This is a genomic window from Mycobacterium sp., from assembly GCF_044223235.1.
Taxonomy (GTDB): Bacteria; Actinomycetota; Actinomycetes; order Mycobacteriales; family Mycobacteriaceae; genus Mycobacterium.
This window is the reverse complement of record NZ_JBGAME010000001.1, coordinates 196,069-217,682: the sequence shown is the minus strand read 5'-3', so window position 1 is coordinate 217,682 and position 21,614 is coordinate 196,069. Positions and strand designations below refer to the sequence as shown.

Here is a 21,614-nt window from a genome sequence, read left to right as displayed (position 1 = left end):
TACAAAGAACGGACAGTCATGTATCTCGATGGGACCACTCTGACCACGCTGCTTTCCGATGCGGAGAAAGCGGCTGCAAACGCCCCTGCCATTGCCGCCGCAGGGCCGCGCTACACCTCGCCGCTCGCCGTCATCGAGGCCGCCATGGAGCTGCCGGAACTGGGCGAGGCCGGCGTGACGGCCTTTGTCGATGCGCAGGGTATCGAACTGCGCGACATGCCCCCCGGTCATCGTTTGATCGCAGGGGCGCTGGCGACGGAAGGCAAGCTGCAAGATCGCCTGCATGCCGCCTGCGCGGCCTATTACGAGACAGACGTGTTCGTGCTTCCGGCCGGCGCGCCGGAAGCTCCGCAGACGGATGCTCCGCAGGCGGAGTGAGACGGGCGGAGTAGAAACCGGCGGAGTGAAACCGCGATGCGCCAGACCTACGATCTGCCGGGCTCGCCACATCGCCTGACCGTGCTCAGTTTCGGTGCGGCGGGGACGGGCAGGAAGGCTTATTTGCAGGCCGGACTGCATGCCGACGAGTTCCCCGGCATGCTGGTCCTGCGCATTCTGGCCGGGCATCTGGCCGAAGCGGAAGCTCGCGGCGGGGTCCACGGTGAAATCCTGCTTGTGCCCCAGGCAAACCCGATCGGCCTGACGCAGACCGAAACGGGCTTCCTGTTCGGTCGGCTCGAAAGCGGCACGGGTGAAAATTTCAACCGGAACTATGCCGATCTGTCCGACCTTGAAAACCTCGGAAGGCTGTCGCTGGGGCCGGACGCGGCGTCGAACGTCGAAACGATCCGGGCCGCGATGGCGGCGAAACTTGCGGCGACAGCGCCGACGCCGGATGGTGCACTGGCACATCTGCGCCACAGATTGCTGACGCTCGCCCATGACGCCGACCTCGTGCTCGATCTTCACGCCGACAACGAGGCTGAGCCACACATGTATGTCGGCCCGGCGCTGTGGCCGGCGGCCGAGGATATCGCCGCGGCGATCGATGCGCGAGCGGTGCTTCTGGCAGAGGTGTCGGGCGGTTACCCCTTCGATGAGGCCTGCGCCGGTCCATGGTGGGCGCTGGCCGCGAACCACCCCGGTCTGCCCATTCCGCCGGCCTGCCTCGCCGCCACGCTGGAAATGGGCAGCAACGACGATGTCGATCCCGAACGCGCCGCCGAACAAGCCACAGCGCTGTTGCGGATGTTGCAGGGACGCGGCTTTGTCGCCCCGGCCAAGGGCCGGGAGACCAGCAAAGGGTCGGGCGGGCACCCGCGTTTGTCCTGCCGCGCCACCGCGCTGACGGCAATGGCGCAATTGCGCTCGCCGGTCGCGGGGCTCGTCGCCTATCACCGTCGGCTGGGCGATCTGGTCCGCAAGGGCGATGTCGTCGCCACGGTGATCGATCCGCTCGGCGAGGAGACGGAATTGCTTGCCGAGACCGACGGGCGGCTCTTTGCTCGCCATAGCCAGCCTTATGCCTGGCCGGGACGGGTGATCGGCAAGATCGCCGGCGAAATTCCTCTGGATTGCAGAACGGGCAATTTGCTTTCGGATTGATGGTTGTCGCGCGGAAATGTGTTACAGGCGACCCGATCCGGCGTTCGCGCAGTTTGCCTTTATGGGTTCTTCCGGAAGTCCGTGGGTCACGGTGTCGTCGGGTAGAGCTGTAGTGCGCCGAGGTGGAAATAGATTGCGGTCTTGAAGTGCTCCTGGTTGCGGCAGCCGCGCGCGGAGACCTTGATGGCCTGGATGCGGCGCCGACGTTGGTGATCGGGTGCGCGAAGTAGGACAGCAGTCCGGCTTGGTGGCGTTGGAGCGTCTTGGCCGCGTCGATGACCGGCTTCAGCCGGCAGTGGGTGGCCCAGAAGTACCAGCGCTTGAAGTGCTTGGCACCCCAGCCGCGGCGCCGGTAGGACCAGAAGTGGCGCAGACTCTCCGTGATCGCCCAGGCCCGGCCGGTCTTGAGGTCGCCGGCGCGCAGCAGCGCGAAGCGGTCCTGGTGACGTTCGGGCAGGTTCTCCGCGGAGTACAGCCACAGGTACTTGCTGCCAGCAAGGCTGTTGTCGCCGATCGCGTTGAGCGCCCGGTTCTCCTGCTTGCGGACGGTGTCCACCGCGGTGGTCAGGTACTTCATGATTTGGTAGCGGTCGAAGACGATCTTGTCGTCGGCGCCGATGCGAGCGGGTACCGTCAGCGGCTTGGCCGCCAATCCCCGGGCGACCGCGCGGTCCATCAGATGCCACTCCTGCTCCCAGCTCAGCCGCAACAGCCGGGCCGCGCCGAGCACGTCGCACTCCTTGAGCACGTCGATCGCCAGCCGCTCGAACAGCACGGTGAACCGGGAATGCGGCTCGGCCCAAGGCAGCTGGACCTGGCGCACCCCGTGCTCAGGGCAAGCCACCCGCGGCGGACTGGCGTGCAGGAACGTCAGGAACGCGCACGAGTCCAGATGCCGCCACGCCCGCTCCTCGGAGTGGTCATAGACCGACAGCCTGCGCTCGCAGTCCGGGCAGGCGAACCGGGTCCGGCCCGGATGGACCACCCACACGTCCACCCGACCGTCCTCGACCGACAGCTCTACACGTCCCACCCCCCCACGGAGCTACCAATCCCAGCAGATGGCGGTGTCGCGCATACGGCAGATTCTGCCGCCGAGCGCCCATCACGCCCAGACCGCACCCACGGAAAGGCCAGAAGCGCCAGTAATTCGAAGAGATACGGTTTTGAAGACATTGCGCCGTGCCAACATTCGCAAGGTGGCCCGACGGTTCATGTCCCTAGCTTCGTGTTTGGGTGGGTTCAGTGCTCTGGGGGGAGCTTCTGAGCGCCAGGGCTATTCGGAGGTAGCCGAACCTCATCGGAGCAAGGATCAGATCCAGGCGGCGCCTGCGGCGGGCGGGCGTGGTTACGCCTGTCCCAAACTCCGCCGGTAATCAGCCGCCTCCGCCTCGGCGGCAAGCAACGCACCCAGCTCACCCTCCTGCTGGGCAACAAACACACCGACCACCTGCTGACATACCTCCGGCACGCTTACCCCACGCATATCCGCAATACGTTTCAGCCCGACCAGCATTGATGTAGACACGTGAAACTGCACAGCGAACTGACCGCACGAACCATCCTCAGGCGGCAACCCCGGACCCACCACCACAGGTTCATCCACCCCGTACTCGCTCACCTCAGCACCCCGAGCCCGCTCAACAACTCCACCGCTCGCGGCGTCACCAATGCCGTCGGCCGGGTCCCGGAACTCCTCGTGACTGAACAAACCCATTCCGCCCACGCTAGACCCCGCAGGATTCCCAGGCGAGATCGAGACGCTTTGTTTGCACCGGCGACCTGGACAACGCGACGCTCACCAAAGGACTTGAAGCCGCCCCCAGGCCTGATGCTGGAATCCCCAGGCCTGTAGTGACCGCCAAGGTCGTCGAACACCTCGACCGCCATCCCGCGACCGGCAAGCTACGAGCCGTCATCCCCCTGTCCACAGGCGGTTCGTAGTCCTAGGTAGCTGATGAGGCGCAACAGATTAAGGCCGTTGCACTACGGGCCATTTCAGCTGCTGACGGGGCTGTCAAGTCCGCAGTCCGGTGAGCAACATCTCGATGTATCGTCGGGCGGCGGGAGGGCCGGGATGCGCTACGGCTGCATAGGCGATTCCGCACATCAGCGGGATCAGATCGTCGTCCGTGAGGTCTGCACGGACGGTGCCGGCTTCGCGAGCACGGTCCAGCAATGCGCTACCGACGGTGCGCAGCCGGGCCTTTAGTTCGGTGGTGTAGGGCAATTCGTTGACGTTTGCCGCGTTGACAGGCGAGAGGGAGGCATCGGTGACCTGGGCCTCGATGACATGACATAGGAATTCACCAAAGGCGTGCCCCGGATCAGCAGCTACGAGTGCCTGCTCCCCGTATCTGATGAGAGCCTCCAGACACGGCGCGGCAACAGCCTCCAGGAGAGCTGTGGTGGTCGGGAAGTGTCGATACACAGTCGCCACTCCAACGCCGGCCCGTCTGGCGACGTCGTTGAGCTGCAGCGGCACGCCGTCATCGACGAGCTCGCGGGCGACACCGACGATGTGCTCCCGGTTGAGTACGGCGTCTTTACGTCGAGGCGATCCGGCCACAACTCACAGTCTATATGGATGATCCATCCGCTTCGGGTTACATTGAAACGGATCATTCATCCGATTGGGAGGCGGTACGCCATGGCTGTCGAGGACGCACATCACACGGTGCTCGTGACCGGAGGATCCGGTTACCTGGCCAGTTGGACGATTGTTGAGTTGCTGCGGCGGGGTTACCGGGTCCGCACCACCGTCCGGCGCTCTACACGTGAGGCCGAGGTACGCGAGATGGTGGCGGCCCAAACCCACTCGACGGGCCAGCTGACGTTTTTCGAAGCCGATCTGATGACTGACCGCGGCTGGGCCGAGGCCACCGAAGGTAGCGACTATGTCCTGCACATGGCATCCCCGATGCCGATCGGGGAATATCGCGGCACCGACCTGATCGGACCCGCGTTGTCGGGTACCCGCCGGGTGCTGGCCGCCGCGCACGCGGCTGGCGTACGACGCGTCGTCGTCACGTCATCGGTCGAAGCGGCGCTGCCTGAATCGCCGGGGGCTGTGGCCACCGAGTCACTGTGGACAATCGCACCAGATTCTCCTGAGTACGAGTACCGGCGGGCCAAAACGTTTGCCGAACGAGAGGTCTGGGAGTTTGCGCGGACGCACGGCGCCGCAATGGAGGTCACCACGGTATTGCCGGCGTTCATGCAGGGGCCGGTGTTGGGGAGAGATTACTCAGGGTCGGTGAGTGTTGTCGCAATGCTGCTGAGCGGTAAACTGCCCGCGATCCCGCGGGTCGGGTGGGATGTTGTCGACGTCCGCGACATTGCCGATCTGCATATCCGTGCGATGACCTCGCCCCGCGCCGCGTTCGAGCGGTTCATCGGACGCGGAGAATTCTTGTGGCTTAAGGACTTCGCCGCGATCCTTCGTGACAGCCTCGGGTCGAAGGGGTCGCGGGTGCCGGAGCGCGGCCTACCAGATTTCGTTGTCCGGTTCGGCGCCAGGTTCAACGGTGATCTCAAGGAGATCGCCCCTCGACTGGGCGTCGAGCAGACGGCGACATCGGAAAAGGCCGAGCGGCTGCTCGGCTGGAAGGCGCGCTCAGCGGCCACGGCAGTACGAGATGGGGCGGTGTCACTGCTTGAGCTCAGTCTCGTGTGACGCCTCGACCATCACCACGCCGACTGATAACGCTGAACCGTCCCGGGTTTGATGCCGCTTCCTCCTGTGAGAAGGATGGCGAGTGTGGCCAAGCATTACCCGGTCGAGCAGCGTGAGCGTGCGGTGAAGATGGTGCTCGACCACCTCAGTGAGTATCGGTCGGTGTATGTAGCCTGCAAGTTGATCGGCCCGAAGGTCGGGGTGGGTGCGGAGTCGCTGCGTCAGTAGGGTGTTGCAGGCTCAGGTCGACGCCGCGGAACGGCCGGGAGTGACTACTGCTGAGCAGCAGCGCATCCGCGAGCTTGAGCGGGAGAACCGGGATCTCAAGGAGGCCAGGCCATCAAGGTCACCGCACGCGGCTACCGCAAACCAGGAGCACTTCAAGACCGCAATCTATTTCCACCTCGGCGAACCACAGCTCTACCCGACGACACCGTGACCCACGGACTTCCCGGAAGAACCCCTTATGGAAGGCCGCGCCGGCGCCGACCAGGTCGGCCAGGTGTGGGGCGTTGACGGCCCGCCAGCGGGCTCGTGCGGCGTCGATCAGCTTGTAGGCCAATGGCGATACCGGCCGCCCGCGATCCCAGGCCGTTGGTGACCTTGGCCCGCAACCGCACAGTGGCAAAAGTGCTTTCGATCGTTATCTTGAGCCCTTCTTCGATTCATCTGCCTGAACTGGGGTTTCGTGTCGTGGACGGTGTTCCTCGACGACGTGCTGACGGGTGTTGTTGGTGGTGGGTTCAGCAGGGGCCGGTTGGTATCGGATCGTGACCTGTTGGGGGTGTCTCGGAGTTGGCCGGGAGCATGGGCGAGTTGGCGGCGCAGCTGCTGGTCCTCGGTGGTCAGTTCGCGATTGCGGCGCAGCGCAAAGGCGCCGGATTTCGCCATTGAGGTCGGTTGGTGTAGAGCCAGGGCTCGGGTGAGTTCGTGTCGCTGTTCCGCGGCGGTGGTGAGGCGAATGCTGTTGTCAGAGAGCATGTTCGACTGCCCAACGGAGTCGTTTGTGATCAATAAGGGTCCGCCGATCACCCTATGTGCAGCGGGTCGATCTGGACACGCGACGGCTCGCTGTCGTGTCGGGCGCTGAGCACACCCGCCGCGCGGCGCAGCGCGCCGGCCAGCTCCAGCCCGCAGTCCCTGGGCACCCGGACGAGCATTCGCTCCACCGGGCCGTCGACCGGACTGCCCGGTGGGCGGCGCACCCCGGCGGGCAGATCCACCGGCCCGAGGGGTTCGGCGAACGGCGGCAGCCGGGCGGCATCGAGCAGCGCCGCCACCGCGGCAGGGCCGCCGTCGATCGCCGCGATGTGCACCGCAGGGGGCAGTCCGACCTCCTCGCGGGCGCCGACCTCGGCCTCGGCGTGACCCACCGGATCCCAGCGGACCAGGGCCTGCACGGTCGGTATCCCGGCCTCGGCGACCACGGCAACCACACCGCCGTCACCGCGTGCGCGCACCAACGCCGCGGCGGCCATCCAGCGCCGCAGGGCGTCCTCGGCGGCCCGCAGGTCCTGCCGGCCCAGCAGCGCCCAGCCGTCCAGCAGCACGGCCGCGCCGTACCCGCCGGCGGCGACCGGTTCGGCGCCCGGCGTCGCCACGACGAGCGCGGGCCCGTCCGGCACCGTGCGCACGATCGCATCACCGCCCGAGGTGATCACGGTGGTGCCGGGAAACGCCCGGCCGAGTTCCTCGGCGGTGCGCCGCGCACCAACGACGACCGCCCGTACCTCACCGGAACCGCAACGGGCACAACGTAACTCCGGATCCTCGCGGCCACACCACCGGCACACCGCCGCGGTGTCGCGTCCGGGCAACGACAGCGGTCCCGTGCAGTGCCGGCACCGCGCGATGGTGCGGCAACGTCCACACGCCAGCGCCGGGACGTAACCGCGCCGCGGAACTTGCGCGAGCACCGGTCGGTGCGCCTCCAGCGCCGAACGCGCTGCGCGCATCGCCATGGAGGGCAGCCGGGCGGTGCGGGCCGCGGGATCGCGTTCGTGGTCATAGCCGCTGTCATCGACCGCGATCACGCGGGGCGACCGGGCCCGCACCACCTGACGGGTCGCCACCAGGTCATGCGCCCAGCGGCTGCGCACCAGCGCCTGCGCTTCGGCGGTGCGGGCGTAGCCGCCGATCAGCGCCGCGCACCGCACCTGGTGGGCACGTAGCATCGCCACCTCGCGGGCGTGCGGGTAGGGCGCCCGAGGCTCGGCGAGCGAGTCGTCGCCGTCGTCCCACACCATCACCAGACCCAGATCGGCGACGGGTGCGAACACCGCGCTGCGGGTCCCGATGATGAAGCGCGCCGTGCCGCGCAGCACCGACAGCCAGCGTCGGTACCGCTGGGCGGGACCTAGTCCCGCCGACAGCGCGACCACCTGGGAGGCGCCGAGGTGACGGACGGCGGCGTCGTACACGACGTCGACGTCGCGCTGGTCCGGGACGACGGCCAGCGCCCCGCGCCCGGCGTAGACCGTCACCGCCGCCGCTTCGGCGATCCGGCCCGCCCAGTTCTCGCCGGGCAGGGCCTGCCACACCGCACGCGCGGCGCGGCCGTCGTGCAACGCGTCGAGGAACTGTTCGCCGCGCCCGTAGGCGTGCCAGCCGGAGGCGTCCACCGATCGCGCGGAGACGGATTCGGCCGCGGCGACCGGCTCTCGCTCGACATTGGCGTGGCGCGGAGGAACGGCCAGCCGCAGCACATCGGCCCTGGTACCGGCGTAGCGCGCGGCCACCGCGTCGACGAGCCTGCGCACGTCGGCGGTGAGCACCGGTTCGGCGGAGACCACCCGGTCCAGCCAGCCAAGCTTGCCCGCGTGGTCGGTGTCGGACCGTCGTTCCAGGATGAACGCGTCGACGAGGCGGCCGTGGAAGCGCACCCGTACGCGCACCCCGGGCTGGGCGTCGTCGGACTGCTCGGCCGAGACGAGGTAGTCGAACTCGCGGTCCAGGTGCGGGACGGAGAGGATGGGGAGCACCCGGGCAATAGGTTCGTGGACGGCGGCGAGCCGCCCAGACGATGAAGCGGCGAGCCGCCCAGACGATGAAGCGGCGAGCCGGGTGGTTGTCACTCCTACCGTCTAGCAGACGGCACCGTCACTTGAGGTGTTGCCAGCCCGTGTAGCCCTCGGCGAGGTACGCCGCGCCGTGGCGCGACCCTGTGACCATCGCCAACTCGGCGCGCTGCCGGGCGACGTCGAAACCCGCGCCGCCGTCGGGGGAATGCAACATCGTCGTCATCCAGTACGAGAAGTGCTGCGCTCGCCAGACCCGGTCCAGCGCCCGCTCGGTGTACCGGTCGAGCACGGCGTCGTCGTGCGATGGGAGGAAGTCGGCGATCGCCTCGTGCAGCACCCCCACATCGGCGAGCGCCAGATTGAGTCCCTTGGCGCCGGTCGGTGGGACCGTGTGGGCGGCGTCGCCGGCCAGCAGCATGCGCCGGTACCGCATCGGCGCCGTGACGAACGAGCGGAACTGCAACACCGCCTTGCCGCTGATCGGCCCCTCGCACACGTCGAAGCCGTTGCCGTTGACCCGTTTCCGCAGTTCCGACCACAACCGCTCGTCGGGCCAGTCGTCCACCGTATCCGTCGGTGTGCACTGCAGATACATCCGCTGCATTGTCGGGGTGCGGTGGCTGAGCAGGGCGAAGCCGTGGTCGGAGTTGGTGTAGACCAGCTCGGGATGGGAGCGCGGAGCCTCGGTGAAGAAGCCCAGCCAGGCGAACGGATACTCCCGGAACCATTCGTCGCGGGTGCCCTGCGGGTAGGCATGCCTGCACATGGACCTGGAGCCGTCGGCCCCCACCAGCAGCTCCGCGTCGACGCTGACGGGGACGCCGTCCGCACCCGTGAACGTCAGCCGGGGACGATCACCGGACACGTCGACGGCCGTATCGCTCACGCCGAAGCGGACGTCGCCGCCGTCGGCCTTGCGGCGGGCGGCCAGGTCCAGGAAGACGTCGGTCTGCGGGTACAGCCAGACGGATTCCCCGACCAACTCCTGGAAGTCGATTCGGTGGTTGTCCCCGTTGTAGCGCAGCACGACGCCGTCGTGGCGGTCGCCGTCGGTCAGCACACGGTCCGAGACGCCGGTGTCGGCGAGCATCCGGACCGACCCGGGTTCGAGTATGCCCGCCCGCACAGTGGTCGCGATCTCCTCATAGCTGCGGATGTCGACGACCACCGAGTCGATGCCGTCCCGGTGCAGCAGGTGCGACAGCATCAGGCCCGCGGGCCCTGCGCCGACAATGGCGACGCTGGTGTGGACCGCTTCTCGAGAGCTCATGCCACCGCCCCCTTCTCGTTGCTGCCCGCGGATGCGGCGACACGCGCATCGTCGCCGCGAAACCCGATCGAGGGCACTGTGGCCAGCGCCAACCCGCCGAGAACCGCCACGCCGGCGAAGAAGTAGAACCCCATCGGGTAGGCAGAGCCGGCGATGATCAGCAGACCGGTCAGGGTCGGCCCGAAGATCGCCCCGAGCCGGCCGACGGAGGCGGTGAGACCCAGTGCGGTGGCTCGAATTTCGGCCGGATAGGCCTGGGTGACATAGGCATAGATCAGGACCTGCGCCGAGAAGACGAAGATGCCGGTGACGAACACCACCAGGTCGAGCATCAGGCTGCTGGACACCCGCACGCTCAGCAGCGCCAGCAGCACCGCCGCGGCCGCGAACCAGACCAGCACGGTCGGCTTGATGCCCCGCCGGTCGGCGACGGTGCCCGCGACGAGGAGACCGACGATGGCCCCGGCGTTCAGCACCAGCAACAGGGTCAGCGATGTCGACATCGAATAGCCGGCGTCGTTCATCAACTTGGGCAGCCAGGTGTTGAGGCCGTACACGAGCAGCAGCCCCATGAACGAGCCCGCCCACACCCCGAGCGTCATCCGAAGGAACCGGCCCTGCACCAGCGCCCGCATCGGCATCCGGCTCGGCGCCGACCGGGTGCGCAGATACGCATCGGATTCGGGCAGCTTCAGCCAGATCGCAGGCAGCAGAAGGAATCCCGCCGCTCCGGCGATGTAGAACAGCGGCTGCCAGTCCGGGATCAGGACAAGGGCGATCAGGGCGGTGAGCACCGCACCCGCGTGGTACCCGGTCATGGTGAAGGTGCTGGCGAACGCCCGGCGCGACGGTGGCATGTGCTCGGCCATCAGGGTCAGAGCGGTCGGCATGCAGGCGCCCAGCCCCAGCCCGGCGACCAGACGGTAGACGTCGAACATCGCGATCGAACCCGCGGTCGGAAGGACCGCGGTGGCCGCCGAGAACAGCGTGACGGAGATCATCAACGTCTTACGGCGGCCGTAGCGGTCGGCGAGCGGTCCGGACAGCGCGGCGCCGACCGCGACGCCGATCAGCGAGACCGTGGCGGCGAACGTGGCGCTGGCGGCCGTGAAGCCGAGGTGACCCTCGTTGATGAGGGTGGGAATCACCGCCCCGAGTACGACGAGGTCATATCCGTCGAGCAGCACCGTGAACCAGCACAGCACCCCCGACCACGAGAACAGGTTTCGCACGCCATACCCCTTCACTCTTTGTGGTGCTCATCACGCTAGAAGCTGAACAATCAGAAAACCAATAGATGTTTTTGGGATGTTCCATAGAATCTGTCTATGCTCGCCCAGCTCGATCTCAACCTGGCGCGGACCTTCGTACTGATCTACGAGACGCGCAGCGTGACGGCGGCAGCCGATGTCCTCGGCGTCAGCCAGCCCACGGTGAGTTATGGGCTGGGTAAGCTGCGGCGGCAGTTGGGTGACGGCCTGTTCGTCCGCGGACCGGGTGGGCTGGTGCCCAGCTCCGAGGCCGAGCGGCTCTACCCACCCCTGCGGGCGGCGATCACCTCGATGGAGGAGGCGTTCGCGGCGACGGTCGATTTCGACCCGGCGCAGCTCACCCGGTTGTCTCTCGGTCTGTCCGATCTGGGTGAGGTGACGGTCCTGCCGCCCGTGTTGGCCGAACTGGCGGCGCGGGCACCACAGGCGGAACTCCAGGTGTCCGCGTTCGACGTGGCCACTGCCACCGATCAACTCGCCCGCGGCGAAGTCGACGCGATCGTCGCCAGCCCGATGCTGGAATCCCGACGCCTGGAGCGCACTCCGTTGTTCACCGAGGGGTACGCGGGCATGGTCGCCTCCGCACATCCTCGGCTGCGCGGGGCCACACCGTCACACGTCGAGTTCGCCCGCGAGCGCCACGTCGTGGTGGAAGGGGCGACCGGTCACCCGGGTCCCCGGCGGGCGTTGAGCCAACACGGCCTTGAGGACCGCATCGCGGTACGCGTCACCCGGTTCGCGACGCTGCCCTATGTGGTGCAGCAGAGCGAGCTGGTCGCGATCGTCCCCGAACGGGTCGCCGGTGTACTTGCCCGGACGCATCCGGTCCGGGTGATCGCGCTGCCATGGCGGATCGAACCCGTCGAGGTCGCCGCGTACACCCGCCGGGCACCGGGGCGCAGCGCGACGCAGCGCTGGTTCCTCGGCGTCATCGAGGCAGCCACCCGGCACCTGCCCACGGTCCCGCCGCCGCCCTCGAGGTAGCCCAGCCCCGGCGGGTCAGCGGTACAGTGCCCCATGACGCAGCGCGCTTCGGGTGAGTCGGGCAGCGAGCCGGAGGTGCTCGACATCCGGGATCCCCGCGAATGGGAGGACTGGCTGCAGCGCAATCACGAAACCTCACCCCAGGTGTGGCTGCGGATTCCCAACAAGAATGCACCCGAACCCGGTATCGGCTATGGGACCGCCGTCGAGATCGCCCTGTGCTTCGGCTGGATTGACAGCATGATGCGAAAGTACGACGCGGTGTCGCGGATCCAGCGGTTCAGCCCGCGCAAACCCCGCAGTCCCTGGTCGGCGTCGAACGTGGAACGCGCTAGTCGGCTTCTCGCGGAGGGGCGGATGCGTCCCGCTGGGCTGCGCGAGATCGACGCTGCCCGAGGCGATGGCCGGTGGCCCTGCGGGAACTGATTCGAGTACCGAGCTACTCGCGACACCGCGATCGCAGGTCCCCGACACTGATGCCTCGCGAACACGAAAGCCGGGTGAACGCTCCAGCTTTCGATTCCGTGTAGTACAGCAGTCGATCAGCTGGAGGCCGCCATGACGGTTCATCCGATGTTCGGGCCGGACCGCAGGTCCGGTAGCCGGACACCCATGGCGCGCGGCCGCCAGCGCGCCGCGATGTCGGGGTGTCACCGTCAGTTGCCGGCCCGAACCCACCTGCTGACCATGGACGACGGCGTCACGCTGGCCGTCAGCGAGGTGGGTATCGCCGAAGCCGCCGTCACCGTCGTGTTCTGCCATGGCCTGTGCCTGGACATGGAGTCGTGGCGCCATCAGCGCTCCCGACTCAGCCGGATCTGGGGGGCGGAGGTCCGGATGATCTTCTACGACCATCGCGGACACGGCGCTTCGGGTGACGGCGACCCCGAGGACAACACTGTCGAGCGCCTCGGGCGCGATCTTGCAGCGGTGCTCGATCTGCTCGCACCGGGCAGCCAGGTGGTTCTCGTCGGCCACTCGATGGGCGGCATGGCGGTGCTGGCGTACCTCGGTTCGCATTCACCTGTGATCGGCACGCGGGTGATCGGCGTCGGGTTGATCGCCACCGCTGCCGACAGGGTGGCCGAGACCGGCCTCGGCCGCGCGTTGAACACACCGTTGATCGATGCGCTTCGGCTGGCCAGCCGTGGTCCGGACTGGCTGTTCCAAGGTGGATGGCACGTCGGGCGGCGTCTGGCGGTCCCGCTCATCGGCGGGGACACCCGGCCTGCGCGGATCCGGCCGGGGACCGTCGTGTCCTTCCTGTCGGCGATCCGGTGTTTCGACGCCTCAGACACCCTGGCGCTGCTGAGCGCGACCCCGGCGCTGGTGCTGTGTGGGACCGAGGACACACTGACGCCGATCGCGCACTCGGAGCGGCTGGCCGACGCGCTGCCCGAGGCCGAGTTCATCGCCGTCGCCGGCGCCAAACACGAAGTCACCGTGCAGCACGCTGACACCGTCTGCTCGGCGATCGCCCGGCTGCTGACCCGGGCGCTCGACACCTGTCACCCGCACAGGCTGCTCGGCGCCGACGCCTGATTCTTCTCCGCGAGCGTGGACTCTTTCACACGCAAATCCGAGTGCGTTAGGACCACACTCGGCGTCGCGCGCGCTTACAGGGGAATGTTGCCGTGCTTGCGGATCGGCGACGACGCCCGCTTGCAGCGCAGCATGTCCAGCGCGCGGATCAGCGCGATCCGCGTCTCGCCGGGATCGATGACGTCGTCGACCAGTCCGCGCTCCGCGGCGACGTAGGGCGTCATCAGCTGCCCGGTGTAGTCGGCCACCAACTCGCGGCGCCGCTGTTCGGGATCGGGTGACGCGGCGATCTCCTTGCGGAAGATGATGCTGGCCGCGCCGTCGGCACCCATCACCGCGATCTCGTTGGACGGCCAGGCGAAAGACACGTCCGCGCCAATCGATTTGGAGTCCATCACGATGTAGGCGCCGCCGTAGGCCTTGCGCAGGATGACCTGCACCCGTGGCACCGTCGCCTCGCAGTACGCATAGAGCAACTTGGCGCCATGGCGGATGATCCCCGCGTGCTCCTGGTGCACACCGGGCAGGAACCCGGGCACATCGACGAGCGTGACCAGCGGGATGTTGAACGCGTCGCAGGTGCGCACGAACCGGGCGGCCTTCTCCGATGCGTGGATGTCCAGGGTTCCGGCGAGCACCATCGGCTGGTTCGCCACGATTCCCACCGGGTGGCCGTCCAGCCGCGCGTAGGCGCAGACGATGTTGCGGGCCCACAGCGACTGCACCTCGAAGTAGTCTCCGTCGTCGACGATCGCGGCGATCACGTCGCGAATGTCGTAGACGCGCTTGGACTCTGCGGGAACGATGTCGAGCAGTTCGTCGCAGCGCCGGGACGGCGTGTCGGTCGGGGCGCGGTACGGCGGGCTCTCCTGGTTGTTGGACGGCAGGAACGACAACAGCTCGCGGACCTCGTCGAGGCAGCTCGCCTCGTCGTCGAGGAGGAAGCTCGCCAGCCCGGTGCGGGTTGCGTGGGTCAGGGCTCCCCCGAGTTCCTCGTGGGTGGTGGCCTCACCGGTGACCGCCTCCACCACGTCGGGTCCGGTGATGAACAGGTTGGTCGTATTCGTCACGGCGAACACGAAGTCGGCCAGCGCCGGCGAGTATGCGGCACCGCCCGCACATGGCCCCAGCACGACCGCGATCTGGGGAACGACACCCGACATGCTCACGTTGCGCACGAAGATGCCACCGAAACCGGCCAGTGCGGTGATGCCCTCCTGGATGCGGGCGCCTCCGCCGTCGTTGATCCCGATGACCGGAGCCCCCGTCGCGGCGGCCAGGTCCATCACGGTGTGGATCTTCGACGCGAACACCTCGCCGAGCGATCCGCCGAAGATGCGGAAGTCGTGGGCGTAGACGAAGACCTTGCGCCCGTCCACGGTGCCCCAGCCCGTCACGACGCCGTCGGTCTCGGGCCGGTTGCGGTCGAGGCCGAAGGCCGACGAACGGTGCCGAGCCAGCATGCCGATCTCCGCGAACGACCCGTCGTCCAGCAGCGCGTCGATGCGCTCCCGCGCCGTCATCCGCCCGGCCGCGCGGCGCCCGGTGTTGCCGCCCTCCCGGGCCTGCCGCTTGCGGTCCGACAGCGCCGCCGCCGCCTCTCGCAGTGACGTCGGCCCGGTCGGCGTTTCGCGTTCCGGAGCGCCATCTTCCGCGCCGGCGATGTGCAGCCGCGGCGCGGGTGGTACTGCCTGTCGCGGGAACCTCAGTGCTCCAGGTCTGTTCATGTTGTGCTCCAACTCGACGCGCGGTGGGGGTCACGCGTGGCCGACATCGGTGACACCGATTTGGTCACCGACGTCGATACGTCTGGTCCGCCCAGTCTGGGACGCCGCACACCACCTCGGCACGAGTAGTCCCCTACCCGTAACCGCGCGCCGTCCGGCCCGGGCGCCGAGTATCAGAACTGCACGCCGCGCGTCAACGCTCCGTCGACCACGAGGTTGGTCCCGGTGATGAAGCTCGCCGCCGAACTGCTCAGGAACACAACGGCGTTCGCGACTTCCTGCGCGGTGGCCATCCGGCCCGTCGGGTTGAGCGCGAGCGCCGTCGCGAACAGTTCGGGATTGTTCTGTTCGATCGACGGCCAGATGCCGCCCTCGAAGTAGGTGTTGCCCGGGCTGACGGTGTTGGCCCGAACCCCCTTACCCGCCAGCGAGTACGCCAGTCCCTGCACGTAGTGGATGATGGCGGCCTTCATCGTCCCGTACGGCCCTGCGGCGAAGTCGATCTCGCGTCCGGAAACGCTGGAGATGGCCACGATCGACCCGCCGCCCCGTGCCAGCAGATGCGGCAGCGCGGCGTCGACCAGGCTGATCGTGCCCATCAGGTCGACGTTGAAGCTGGTGCGCCAGTTCTCCGGTGTTCCCTCGATCGCCAGCGCGCTCACATTGGCCACCACACCGTCCAGACCGCCCAGCGCGTCCGCGGTGGCGTTCACCCACTCTCCCAGCGCCGCCGCATCGGACACGTCGACGACCGAACCGATGACAGTCGCACCGCCGGCGGACAACTCGGCCTGCGCCTGACTCACCGCGTCGGGGGTCCGGGCGCAGTAGGCAACGGCCGCACCCTCGGCGAGCAACCCCTCGACCACCGCCCGGCCGATGCCGCGGGTCCCGCCGGTCACCGCGAAACGCTTCCCCGCCAATCCGAGATCCATGGTGTCCTCTTCCCTGTCAATAGGTGATGGTTCCCAACGACTGTGCCGCGCTGCGCAATTCGCGGTGGACACCGCCGTAGGGCTGTGCCGGCGGAAGCAGGCGCCTGTCGATCTTGGTGACGGCGCTGTAGTTGGTGTCCACGACGTTGGCGATGGGCACCTGCGAGATCTGGGTCAGCAGCTGGTAGGCGTCGAGCCGGTCAAGGCCGTACAGCTCGCCGAGCCAACCGATCATCTCCACCTGACCCGCGCGCCACGCCTCCTCCAGCGGGCGGCCCGAGCCGACGCACATCAGGTGGGTGTCGGTCTCGATCCGCGGCCATGCGGGTCCCCCGCCCTTGATGAGCTCGACGATCGCGGTCACGTGCATCGCGCCCTCGACCGCCGTCCCGCAGGATTCGCCTTCACCCTGCCGGTAGTGGCCGTCGCCGAGTGAGAACAGCGCGCCGTCGACGTTGACCCGCAGGTAGCACGTCGCACCCGCCGCCATCTCCGGGGTGTCCATGTTGCCGCCGAACGCGTCGGGGACCAGCGAGCTGCGGACCTCGCGGCGCGCCGGCGCGACACCGACGGTGCCCAGCATCGGATTGGCGGGCAGGCTCACGGTGAAATCGCTGGCCTTCGCGGCGAACCCCAGCGTGTGGGCCGCGGGGTCGTACTCGTAGATCCAGGTCCGCTCCGGCAGGGCGGGCTGCAGCGTCGGGCTGACCGGAATGCTGGTGAGCCCCCCGAAGAACGGGATCAGGGTCGAGGCTCCCCAACTGCGGGCCGGCGTCAGGTCGGCGAGGTGGATGGCCAGGGTGTCGCCCGGCTCGGCGCCCTCGATCCAGAACGGCCCGGTCTGAGGGTTGAGGTCCTCGGTGTCCAGCGCGATGCTGGCGACGTCGTCGGCGCTGGTGATCCGGCCGCCGTAGGCGTCTTCGGTCCACAGCGTCAGCGCCGTGCCCGGCCGGATGCGCATCACCGGCTCCGCGCCACCGAAGGTGTAGTTCAACTGGTCTACTGACGGCACGAATCTGACGTGATCCACGGATCCATCCTGCCCCGGCAGCTGCGCGAGCAGACGCAAAGTGGCCCCGAATGCGCCCAGGAAAGGGCCACTTTGCGTCTGCTCGGGCGAAGAACTAGACGGCGTTCCTCAGGTCGTCGGCCTTGTTCAGCTGCTCCCACGGCAGCTCGACGTCGGTGCGGCCGAAGTGGCCGTACGCGGCGGTCTGCGCGTAGATCGGGCGCAGCAGGTTCAGGTCGCGGATGATCGCACCCGGACGCAGGTCGAACACCTCGGTGATGGCCTTCTCGATCTTGGCCGGATCGACGGTCTCGGTGCCGAACGTCTCCACGAACAGCCCGACCGGGGCTGCCTTGCCGATGGCGTACGCCACCTGAACCTCGATCCGCTCGGCCAGGCCCGCTGCGACGGCGTTCTTTGCCACCCAGCGCATCGCGTAGGCCGCAGAGCGGTCCACCTTGGACGGATCCTTGCCGGAGAACGCGCCGCCACCGTGACGGGCCCAGCCGCCGTAGGTGTCCACGATGATCTTGCGGCCGGTCAGGCCGGCGTCGCCCATCGGGCCGCCCAGCACAAACTTGCCGGTCGGGTTCACCAGGAGCCGGTAGTCCGAGGTGTCCAGCGTCTCGTGGGACAGATCGTCCAGCACGGTGTTGACGACCTTCTCCCGGATGTCGGGGGTCAGCAGGTTGTCCAGGTCGATGTCGGCGGCGTGTTGGGTGGACAGCACCACGGTGTCCAGACGCACCGGAGTGCGGCCGTCGTACTGGATGGTGACCTGGGTCTTGCCGTCGGGGCGCAGATAGGGCAGCACACCGTTCTTGCGGACCTCGGTCAACCGGCGGGCGAGCCGGTGGGCCAGCGCGATCGGCAACGGCATCAGTTCGGGGGTGTCGCTGATCGCGTACCCGAACATCAGGCCCTGGTCACCGGCGCCCTGGGCATCCAGTGGGTCGGCGGCGCCCTCGACGCGGGTCTCGTGGGCCGTGTCCACACCCTGGGCGATATCGGGCGACTGCGCGCCGATGGCGATGTTCACCCCGCAGGACGCCCCGTCGAAGCCCTTGGTGGACGAGTCGTAGCCGATCTCGAGGATGCGGTCGCGCACGATCTTGGGGATGTCGGCGTAGGCGGAGGTGGTGACCTCGCCGGCGACGTGCACCTGCCCGGTGGTCACCATCGTCTCAACCGCGACGCGTGCGCTCGGATCCTGCTCCAGAAGCGCGTCGAGCACCGAGTCGCTGATGGCGTCACAGATCTTGTCGGGGTGGCCCTCGGTGACCGACTCACTGGTAAACAACCGTCCTGTGCTCACGGTGTGACATCCTTCCGAAACGTGTAACAAATTGTTGTGGCGCCCAGAGGCACCCAAGCGGGTATGCGTCGTACGCGCAACCCTTTCACGCAGCCTGACGCGTTTGCCGCGAGGCCAACCATGCTCCTCGCGTCCGCCTGACCATGCTCCTCGCGTCCGCCAGTCACCCTCCGGTGTGCAGGAACGCCGCGATCGCGTCCACAATACGGCTGGCCATCAAAGTTTTCGAACCGTGCTCCAGCGCGGTCTCCGTGCCCTCGGCAGAAAGCAGCCAGCCGTCGTTGTTGTCCACCTCGAATGCGCGGTTTTCACCGACCGCGTTGACCACGAGCAAATCGCAGCCCTTCCGCTTGAGCTTGGCGCGGGCGTGGAATAGCACATCGCCGTTCGCGTCGCCCGTCTCGGCGGCGAACCCGACGATCGCCCTCATGTTGGGCAGCTGGCCGTCGGCGCGGGCCCGCACGGCGCCGGCCAGCACGTCGTCGGTGCGGGTCAGCTCGATGACGGGCGCCTTCTCGTTCGGGTCGCCCGACTTCTTGATCTTGTTGGTCGCGGAGCGCACGGGCCGGAAATCGGCGACCGCCGCCGACATGACGAGGACGTGCGCGTCGGGCGCGTGTTTGGAGACGGCGTCGCGCAGCTGGCTGGCCGACCCGATGTGCACGACCTCCACCCCGGCCGGGTCGACGAGGCCCGCGGTGTTGCCTGCGATGAGGGTGACGTCGGCGCCACGCTGCGCCATGACCCGCGCCATCGCGTAGCCCTGCTTGCCGGAGCTGCGGTTGCCGATGAAGCGCACCGGATCGATCGGTTCACGCGTGCCGCCGGCGGTGACCAGCGCCCTCACCCCGGCCAGGTCGTGGGTGAGCGCGTCGCCGCGATCCAGCAGCAGCTGTGCCAGCGTGGTGATCTCCTCTGCTTCGGGCAGTCGCCCCGCGCCGCTGTCGGCGCCGGTGAGGCGGCCCGACGCAGGTTCGAGGACGACCGCGCCGCGCCCCCGCAGCGTCGCCACGTTCTCGACCGTAGCCGGATGGAACCACATCTCGGTGTGCATCGCCGGGGCGAACAGGACGGGACATCGCGCCGTGAGCAGCGTGGCGGTCAGCAGGTCATCGGCCCTGCCCAGCGCTGCGCGGGCCAACAGGTCCGCGGTGGCCGGGGCGACGATCACCAGGTCGGCCTCCTGGCCGATGCGCACGTGCGGCACCTCGTAGACGGAGTCGAACACGCCGGTGTGGACGGGCTCGCCGGACAGTGCCTCGAACGTCGCGGCACCGACGAACCGCAACGCGGACTCGGTCGGAACGACGCGTACGGAGTGGCCCGCCTCGGCAAGCTGGCGCACGACGGTGCAGGCCTTGTAGGCCGCGATACCACCGGCGACACCGACGATGACCCGCTTGCGCTCGGTCACTTCTGCTCTCCGCCCTCGCGGCTCATCTGCACACCGGCCTCGCGGCTCGTCTGCACATCGGCCTGGCGGCTCATCTGCGTCCCCGGACCCGTTACTCGCCCTCGGTGTGCTCGAGCAGGTCCTCGTGGATCTCGCGCATCGCGATCGACAGCGGCTTCTCCTGCAGACCCGGCTCGACCAGCGGGCCGACGTACTCGAGGATGCCGTCGCCGAGCTGGTTGTAGTAGTCGTTGATCTGCCGCGCGCGCTTGGCGGCGTAGATCACCAGCGCGTACTTGCTCGATGCGCGGTCCAGCAACTCGTCGATAGGCGGGTTGGTGATGCCCAACGGCGTGTCGTAGGCGCCGGCGGCGGTCGCTTTGGCGAGGTCGTCCATAGCGGCCAGCTGCGCAGCGGCGTGCGGGGTGCTCACGTAGAAAATCTCCTGGCGGTTGGCGTGAAAATCCTGGTGACTTACTGAATCCTGGTCGAATCCCAGGGGAATCCTGGTGATTCAGGGGCGCATCAGGCCGGCCCATTCGGACCGTCTGGCGGATGGCCCACCAGCAAGGATACCAATTCCGCGCACGCGGATTCCAACCGGCGATTCACGACCACCCTGTCGAAGTCGTCCTGAGCGGCCAGTTCAGCCCGAGCCGTCTCCAGCCGGCGGGCGATCACGGCCGGCGATTCGGTACCGCGACCCACCAGCCGCTGTTCCAGCGCAGCCCAATCCGGCGGGGCGAGGAACACGGAGACCACGTCGGGCATGGCCCGCTTGACCGCCCTGGCTCCGGCCAGGTCGACCTCGATCAGCACCGGCCGACCGGCCTGCGCCGCCTGGCGCACCGGCTCTGCCGGCGTCCCCGACCGGTGTAAGCCGCCGTGGATCTCCGCCCACTCCAGCAGCTCGCCGCCGTCGATCAGCTGCTGGAACCGCTCCTCGCCGACGAACGAGTAATCGACGCCATCGACCTCGCCCGGACGGGGCGCCCTGGTCGTGGCCGAGACGCTGAAGTGCAGGTCGGGGATCCGCTGCCGCAGGCACTGCACGACGGTGGACTTCCCGACGGCAGAGGGACCGGACAGCACCACGACGGGGGCCCGCCGGTGCGCCGTCCCACCCTGCGGGTCGACCGCTGCACCGGGCTCCACGCCCTGCTGTCCGGCCCCTCGGCCGGAATTCATCTACTTCCCTAGGAGAAGTCGAACTTTTCCAGAAGGGCCTTGCGCTGACGATCTCCCAGGCCGCGCAACCGGCGCGTCGGGGCGATCTCCAGCTCGGTCATGATTTCCTGCGCCTTGACCTTGCCGACCTTGGGCAAGGCCTCCAGAAGCGCGGAAACCTTCATCTTGCCCAAGACCTCATCGGTCTCGGCATCCTTGAGCACCTGCTTGAGGTTGGTGCCGCCGCGCTTGAGCCGATCTTTGAGCTCGGCACGCGCTCGACGTGCGGCGGCAGCCTTCTCCAACGCTGCCGCGCGCTGCTCGTCGGTCAACTGGGGAAGGGCCACGGGTTCCTCCGTCTCTCATTGCCATATCGATGACGTCGTATCCAGGGACGAGCCTGTCGAAACCATCGATGTGTTCTTTCTCGGCCGGGGGTACTCCAGCCAGCGTCGACGACCGTACCCACGCTGCCTGACGAAATCTAACCCCACCCCCGGGTCGCTCCGACAAAGGCCCAGGTTGTTGCACCCGCAGCGGCTCCGTTCCGGCGGCGCAGACCGCGCCGCCTACAGCGCGCAACCGAACCGTCCCGAATCGCACCACCACCGCTGAATGCCCTGCACAACAGCCGTTTTGGCGGAATTGCCCGCGGTACCCGCCCCCACGGGAGGCCGCCGGAGACGCGCAGTCGGGGTCCGCGACGCTGCCCGTCGCCGCACGCGCAGCTTCCCGACAACCCGGTGCGGCGTGTCGCGCG

The 21,614-nt window shown here is 68.0% G+C and carries 21 protein-coding genes and 2 pseudogenes; 8 read left to right on the top strand and 15 right to left on the bottom strand.

Annotated features, from left to right (window positions below; translation table 11 throughout):
* The first annotated feature begins 18 nt into the window (after positions 1–18).
* Positions 19–378, top strand: a complete 360-nt coding sequence (locus tag ADBZ6K_RS00995; protein WP_526343961.1) for a hypothetical protein — start codon at positions 19–21, stop codon at positions 376–378.
* A gap of 36 nt (positions 379–414) precedes the next feature.
* Positions 415–1,545 (top strand): succinylglutamate desuccinylase/aspartoacylase family protein, encoded by a 1,131-nt coding sequence (locus ADBZ6K_RS00990; protein WP_526343960.1) that lies wholly within the window; start codon positions 415–417, stop codon positions 1,543–1,545.
* Between the two features lie 217 nt (positions 1,546–1,762).
* On the opposite strand, the pseudogene ADBZ6K_RS00985 reads toward ADBZ6K_RS00990, so the two are convergent.
* The 3 genes and pseudogenes from ADBZ6K_RS00985 to ADBZ6K_RS00975 all read right to left on the bottom strand — a co-directional run.
* Positions 1,763–2,530, bottom strand: a pseudogene (locus ADBZ6K_RS00985) (transposase); the annotation flags it as partial.
* 363 nt (positions 2,531–2,893) lie between these two features.
* Positions 2,894–3,262: a hypothetical protein gene (locus tag ADBZ6K_RS00980; RefSeq protein WP_526343959.1), complete on the bottom strand. Its 369-nt coding sequence runs from the start codon at positions 3,260–3,262 to the stop codon at positions 2,894–2,896.
* Between the two features lie 300 nt (positions 3,263–3,562).
* A complete protein-coding gene (locus ADBZ6K_RS00975; protein ID WP_526343958.1) occupies positions 3,563–3,985 on the bottom strand; it encodes a TetR/AcrR family transcriptional regulator in 423 nt (140 codons plus the stop codon).
* On the opposite strand from ADBZ6K_RS00975, the gene ADBZ6K_RS00970 reads away from it, so the two are divergent.
* The 3 genes from ADBZ6K_RS00970 to ADBZ6K_RS00960 all read left to right on the top strand — a co-directional run bounded on the left by ADBZ6K_RS00970 (position 3,872) and on the right by ADBZ6K_RS00960 (position 5,660).
* Positions 3,872–5,221, top strand: coding sequence for an NAD-dependent epimerase/dehydratase family protein (locus tag ADBZ6K_RS00970; RefSeq protein WP_526344332.1), 1,350 nt, complete (start codon positions 3,872–3,874; stop codon positions 5,219–5,221). The two genes, ADBZ6K_RS00975 and ADBZ6K_RS00970, sit on opposite strands and share 114 nt — an antisense overlap.
* An 84-nt stretch (positions 5,222–5,305) precedes the next feature.
* The gene (locus ADBZ6K_RS00965; RefSeq protein ID WP_526343957.1) at positions 5,306–5,449 is read left to right on the top strand and encodes a hypothetical protein; all 144 of its coding nucleotides are present in this window, start codon (positions 5,306–5,308) and stop codon (positions 5,447–5,449) included.
* Positions 5,450–5,489: 40 nt separating this feature from the next.
* On the top strand, positions 5,490–5,660 hold the full coding sequence (locus ADBZ6K_RS00960; protein WP_526343956.1) for a hypothetical protein: 171 nt from the start codon (positions 5,490–5,492) through the stop codon (positions 5,658–5,660).
* 21 nt (positions 5,661–5,681) lie between these two features.
* On the opposite strand, the pseudogene ADBZ6K_RS00955 reads toward ADBZ6K_RS00960, so the two are convergent.
* The 4 genes and pseudogenes from ADBZ6K_RS00955 to ADBZ6K_RS00940 form a co-directional block, all read right to left on the bottom strand.
* Positions 5,682–5,862, bottom strand: a pseudogene (locus tag ADBZ6K_RS00955) (IS256 family transposase); the annotation flags it as partial.
* A 387-nt stretch (positions 5,863–6,249) separates the two neighbouring features.
* Positions 6,250–8,202: a primosomal protein N' gene (locus ADBZ6K_RS00950; protein ID WP_526343955.1), complete on the bottom strand. Its 1,953-nt coding sequence runs from the start codon at positions 8,200–8,202 to the stop codon at positions 6,250–6,252.
* Between the two features lie 118 nt (positions 8,203–8,320).
* Positions 8,321–9,511 carry a 4-hydroxybenzoate 3-monooxygenase gene (locus ADBZ6K_RS00945; RefSeq protein WP_526343954.1) on the bottom strand — a complete coding sequence of 397 codons (1,191 nt, stop codon included), beginning with the start codon at positions 9,509–9,511 and terminating at the stop codon, positions 8,321–8,323.
* Positions 9,508–10,743, bottom strand: coding sequence for an MFS transporter (locus tag ADBZ6K_RS00940; RefSeq protein WP_526343953.1), 1,236 nt, complete (start codon positions 10,741–10,743; stop codon positions 9,508–9,510). Before ADBZ6K_RS00940 ends, ADBZ6K_RS00945 begins: the two co-directional genes overlap by 4 nt.
* A 96-nt stretch (positions 10,744–10,839) precedes the next feature.
* On the opposite strand from ADBZ6K_RS00940, the gene ADBZ6K_RS00935 reads away from it, so the two are divergent.
* The 3 genes from ADBZ6K_RS00935 to ADBZ6K_RS00925 all read left to right on the top strand — a co-directional run bounded on the left by ADBZ6K_RS00935 (position 10,840) and on the right by ADBZ6K_RS00925 (position 13,308).
* Positions 10,840–11,766, top strand: coding sequence for a LysR substrate-binding domain-containing protein (locus ADBZ6K_RS00935; protein WP_526343952.1), 927 nt, complete (start codon positions 10,840–10,842; stop codon positions 11,764–11,766).
* A 33-nt stretch (positions 11,767–11,799) separates the two neighbouring features.
* Entirely contained in the window at positions 11,800–12,192 is a 393-nt protein-coding gene (locus tag ADBZ6K_RS00930) for a YdeI/OmpD-associated family protein (RefSeq protein ID WP_526343951.1), read from the top strand.
* Positions 12,193–12,324: 132 nt separating this feature from the next.
* Positions 12,325–13,308 carry an alpha/beta fold hydrolase gene (locus tag ADBZ6K_RS00925; protein ID WP_526343950.1) on the top strand — a complete coding sequence of 328 codons (984 nt, stop codon included), beginning with the start codon at positions 12,325–12,327 and terminating at the stop codon, positions 13,306–13,308.
* Between the two features lie 74 nt (positions 13,309–13,382).
* Here the strand turns inward: ADBZ6K_RS00925 and ADBZ6K_RS00920 are convergent, their stop codons facing one another.
* The 8 genes from ADBZ6K_RS00920 to mihF all read right to left on the bottom strand — a co-directional run bounded on the left by ADBZ6K_RS00920 (position 13,383) and on the right by mihF (position 21,201).
* Entirely contained in the window at positions 13,383–15,035 is a 1,653-nt protein-coding gene (locus tag ADBZ6K_RS00920; RefSeq protein WP_526343949.1) for an acyl-CoA carboxylase subunit beta, read from the bottom strand.
* Positions 15,036–15,208: 173 nt separating this feature from the next.
* Positions 15,209–15,970, bottom strand: coding sequence for an SDR family NAD(P)-dependent oxidoreductase (locus ADBZ6K_RS00915; RefSeq protein WP_526343948.1), 762 nt, complete (start codon positions 15,968–15,970; stop codon positions 15,209–15,211).
* A gap of 16 nt (positions 15,971–15,986) precedes the next feature.
* Positions 15,987–17,000: an acetamidase/formamidase family protein gene (locus ADBZ6K_RS00910; RefSeq protein ID WP_526343947.1), complete on the bottom strand. Its 1,014-nt coding sequence runs from the start codon at positions 16,998–17,000 to the stop codon at positions 15,987–15,989.
* 94 nt (positions 17,001–17,094) lie between these two features.
* Positions 17,095–18,294, bottom strand: a complete 1,200-nt coding sequence (gene metK, locus ADBZ6K_RS00905) for a methionine adenosyltransferase (protein WP_526343946.1) — start codon at positions 18,292–18,294, stop codon at positions 17,095–17,097.
* 163 nt (positions 18,295–18,457) lie between these two features.
* Positions 18,458–19,708 (bottom strand): bifunctional phosphopantothenoylcysteine decarboxylase/phosphopantothenate--cysteine ligase CoaBC, encoded by a 1,251-nt coding sequence (gene coaBC / locus ADBZ6K_RS00900; RefSeq protein ID WP_526343945.1) that lies wholly within the window; start codon positions 19,706–19,708, stop codon positions 18,458–18,460.
* 91 nt (positions 19,709–19,799) lie between these two features.
* Positions 19,800–20,084 (bottom strand): DNA-directed RNA polymerase subunit omega, encoded by a 285-nt coding sequence (gene rpoZ / locus ADBZ6K_RS00895; RefSeq protein ID WP_526344331.1) that lies wholly within the window; start codon positions 20,082–20,084, stop codon positions 19,800–19,802.
* A gap of 128 nt (positions 20,085–20,212) precedes the next feature.
* Positions 20,213–20,875, bottom strand: coding sequence for a guanylate kinase (gene gmk / locus ADBZ6K_RS00890; protein WP_526343944.1), 663 nt, complete (start codon positions 20,873–20,875; stop codon positions 20,213–20,215).
* An 8-nt stretch (positions 20,876–20,883) separates the two neighbouring features.
* Positions 20,884–21,201: an integration host factor, actinobacterial type gene (gene mihF, locus ADBZ6K_RS00885; RefSeq protein WP_003932123.1), complete on the bottom strand. Its 318-nt coding sequence runs from the start codon at positions 21,199–21,201 to the stop codon at positions 20,884–20,886.
* Positions 21,202–21,614: the final 413 nt, after the last annotated feature.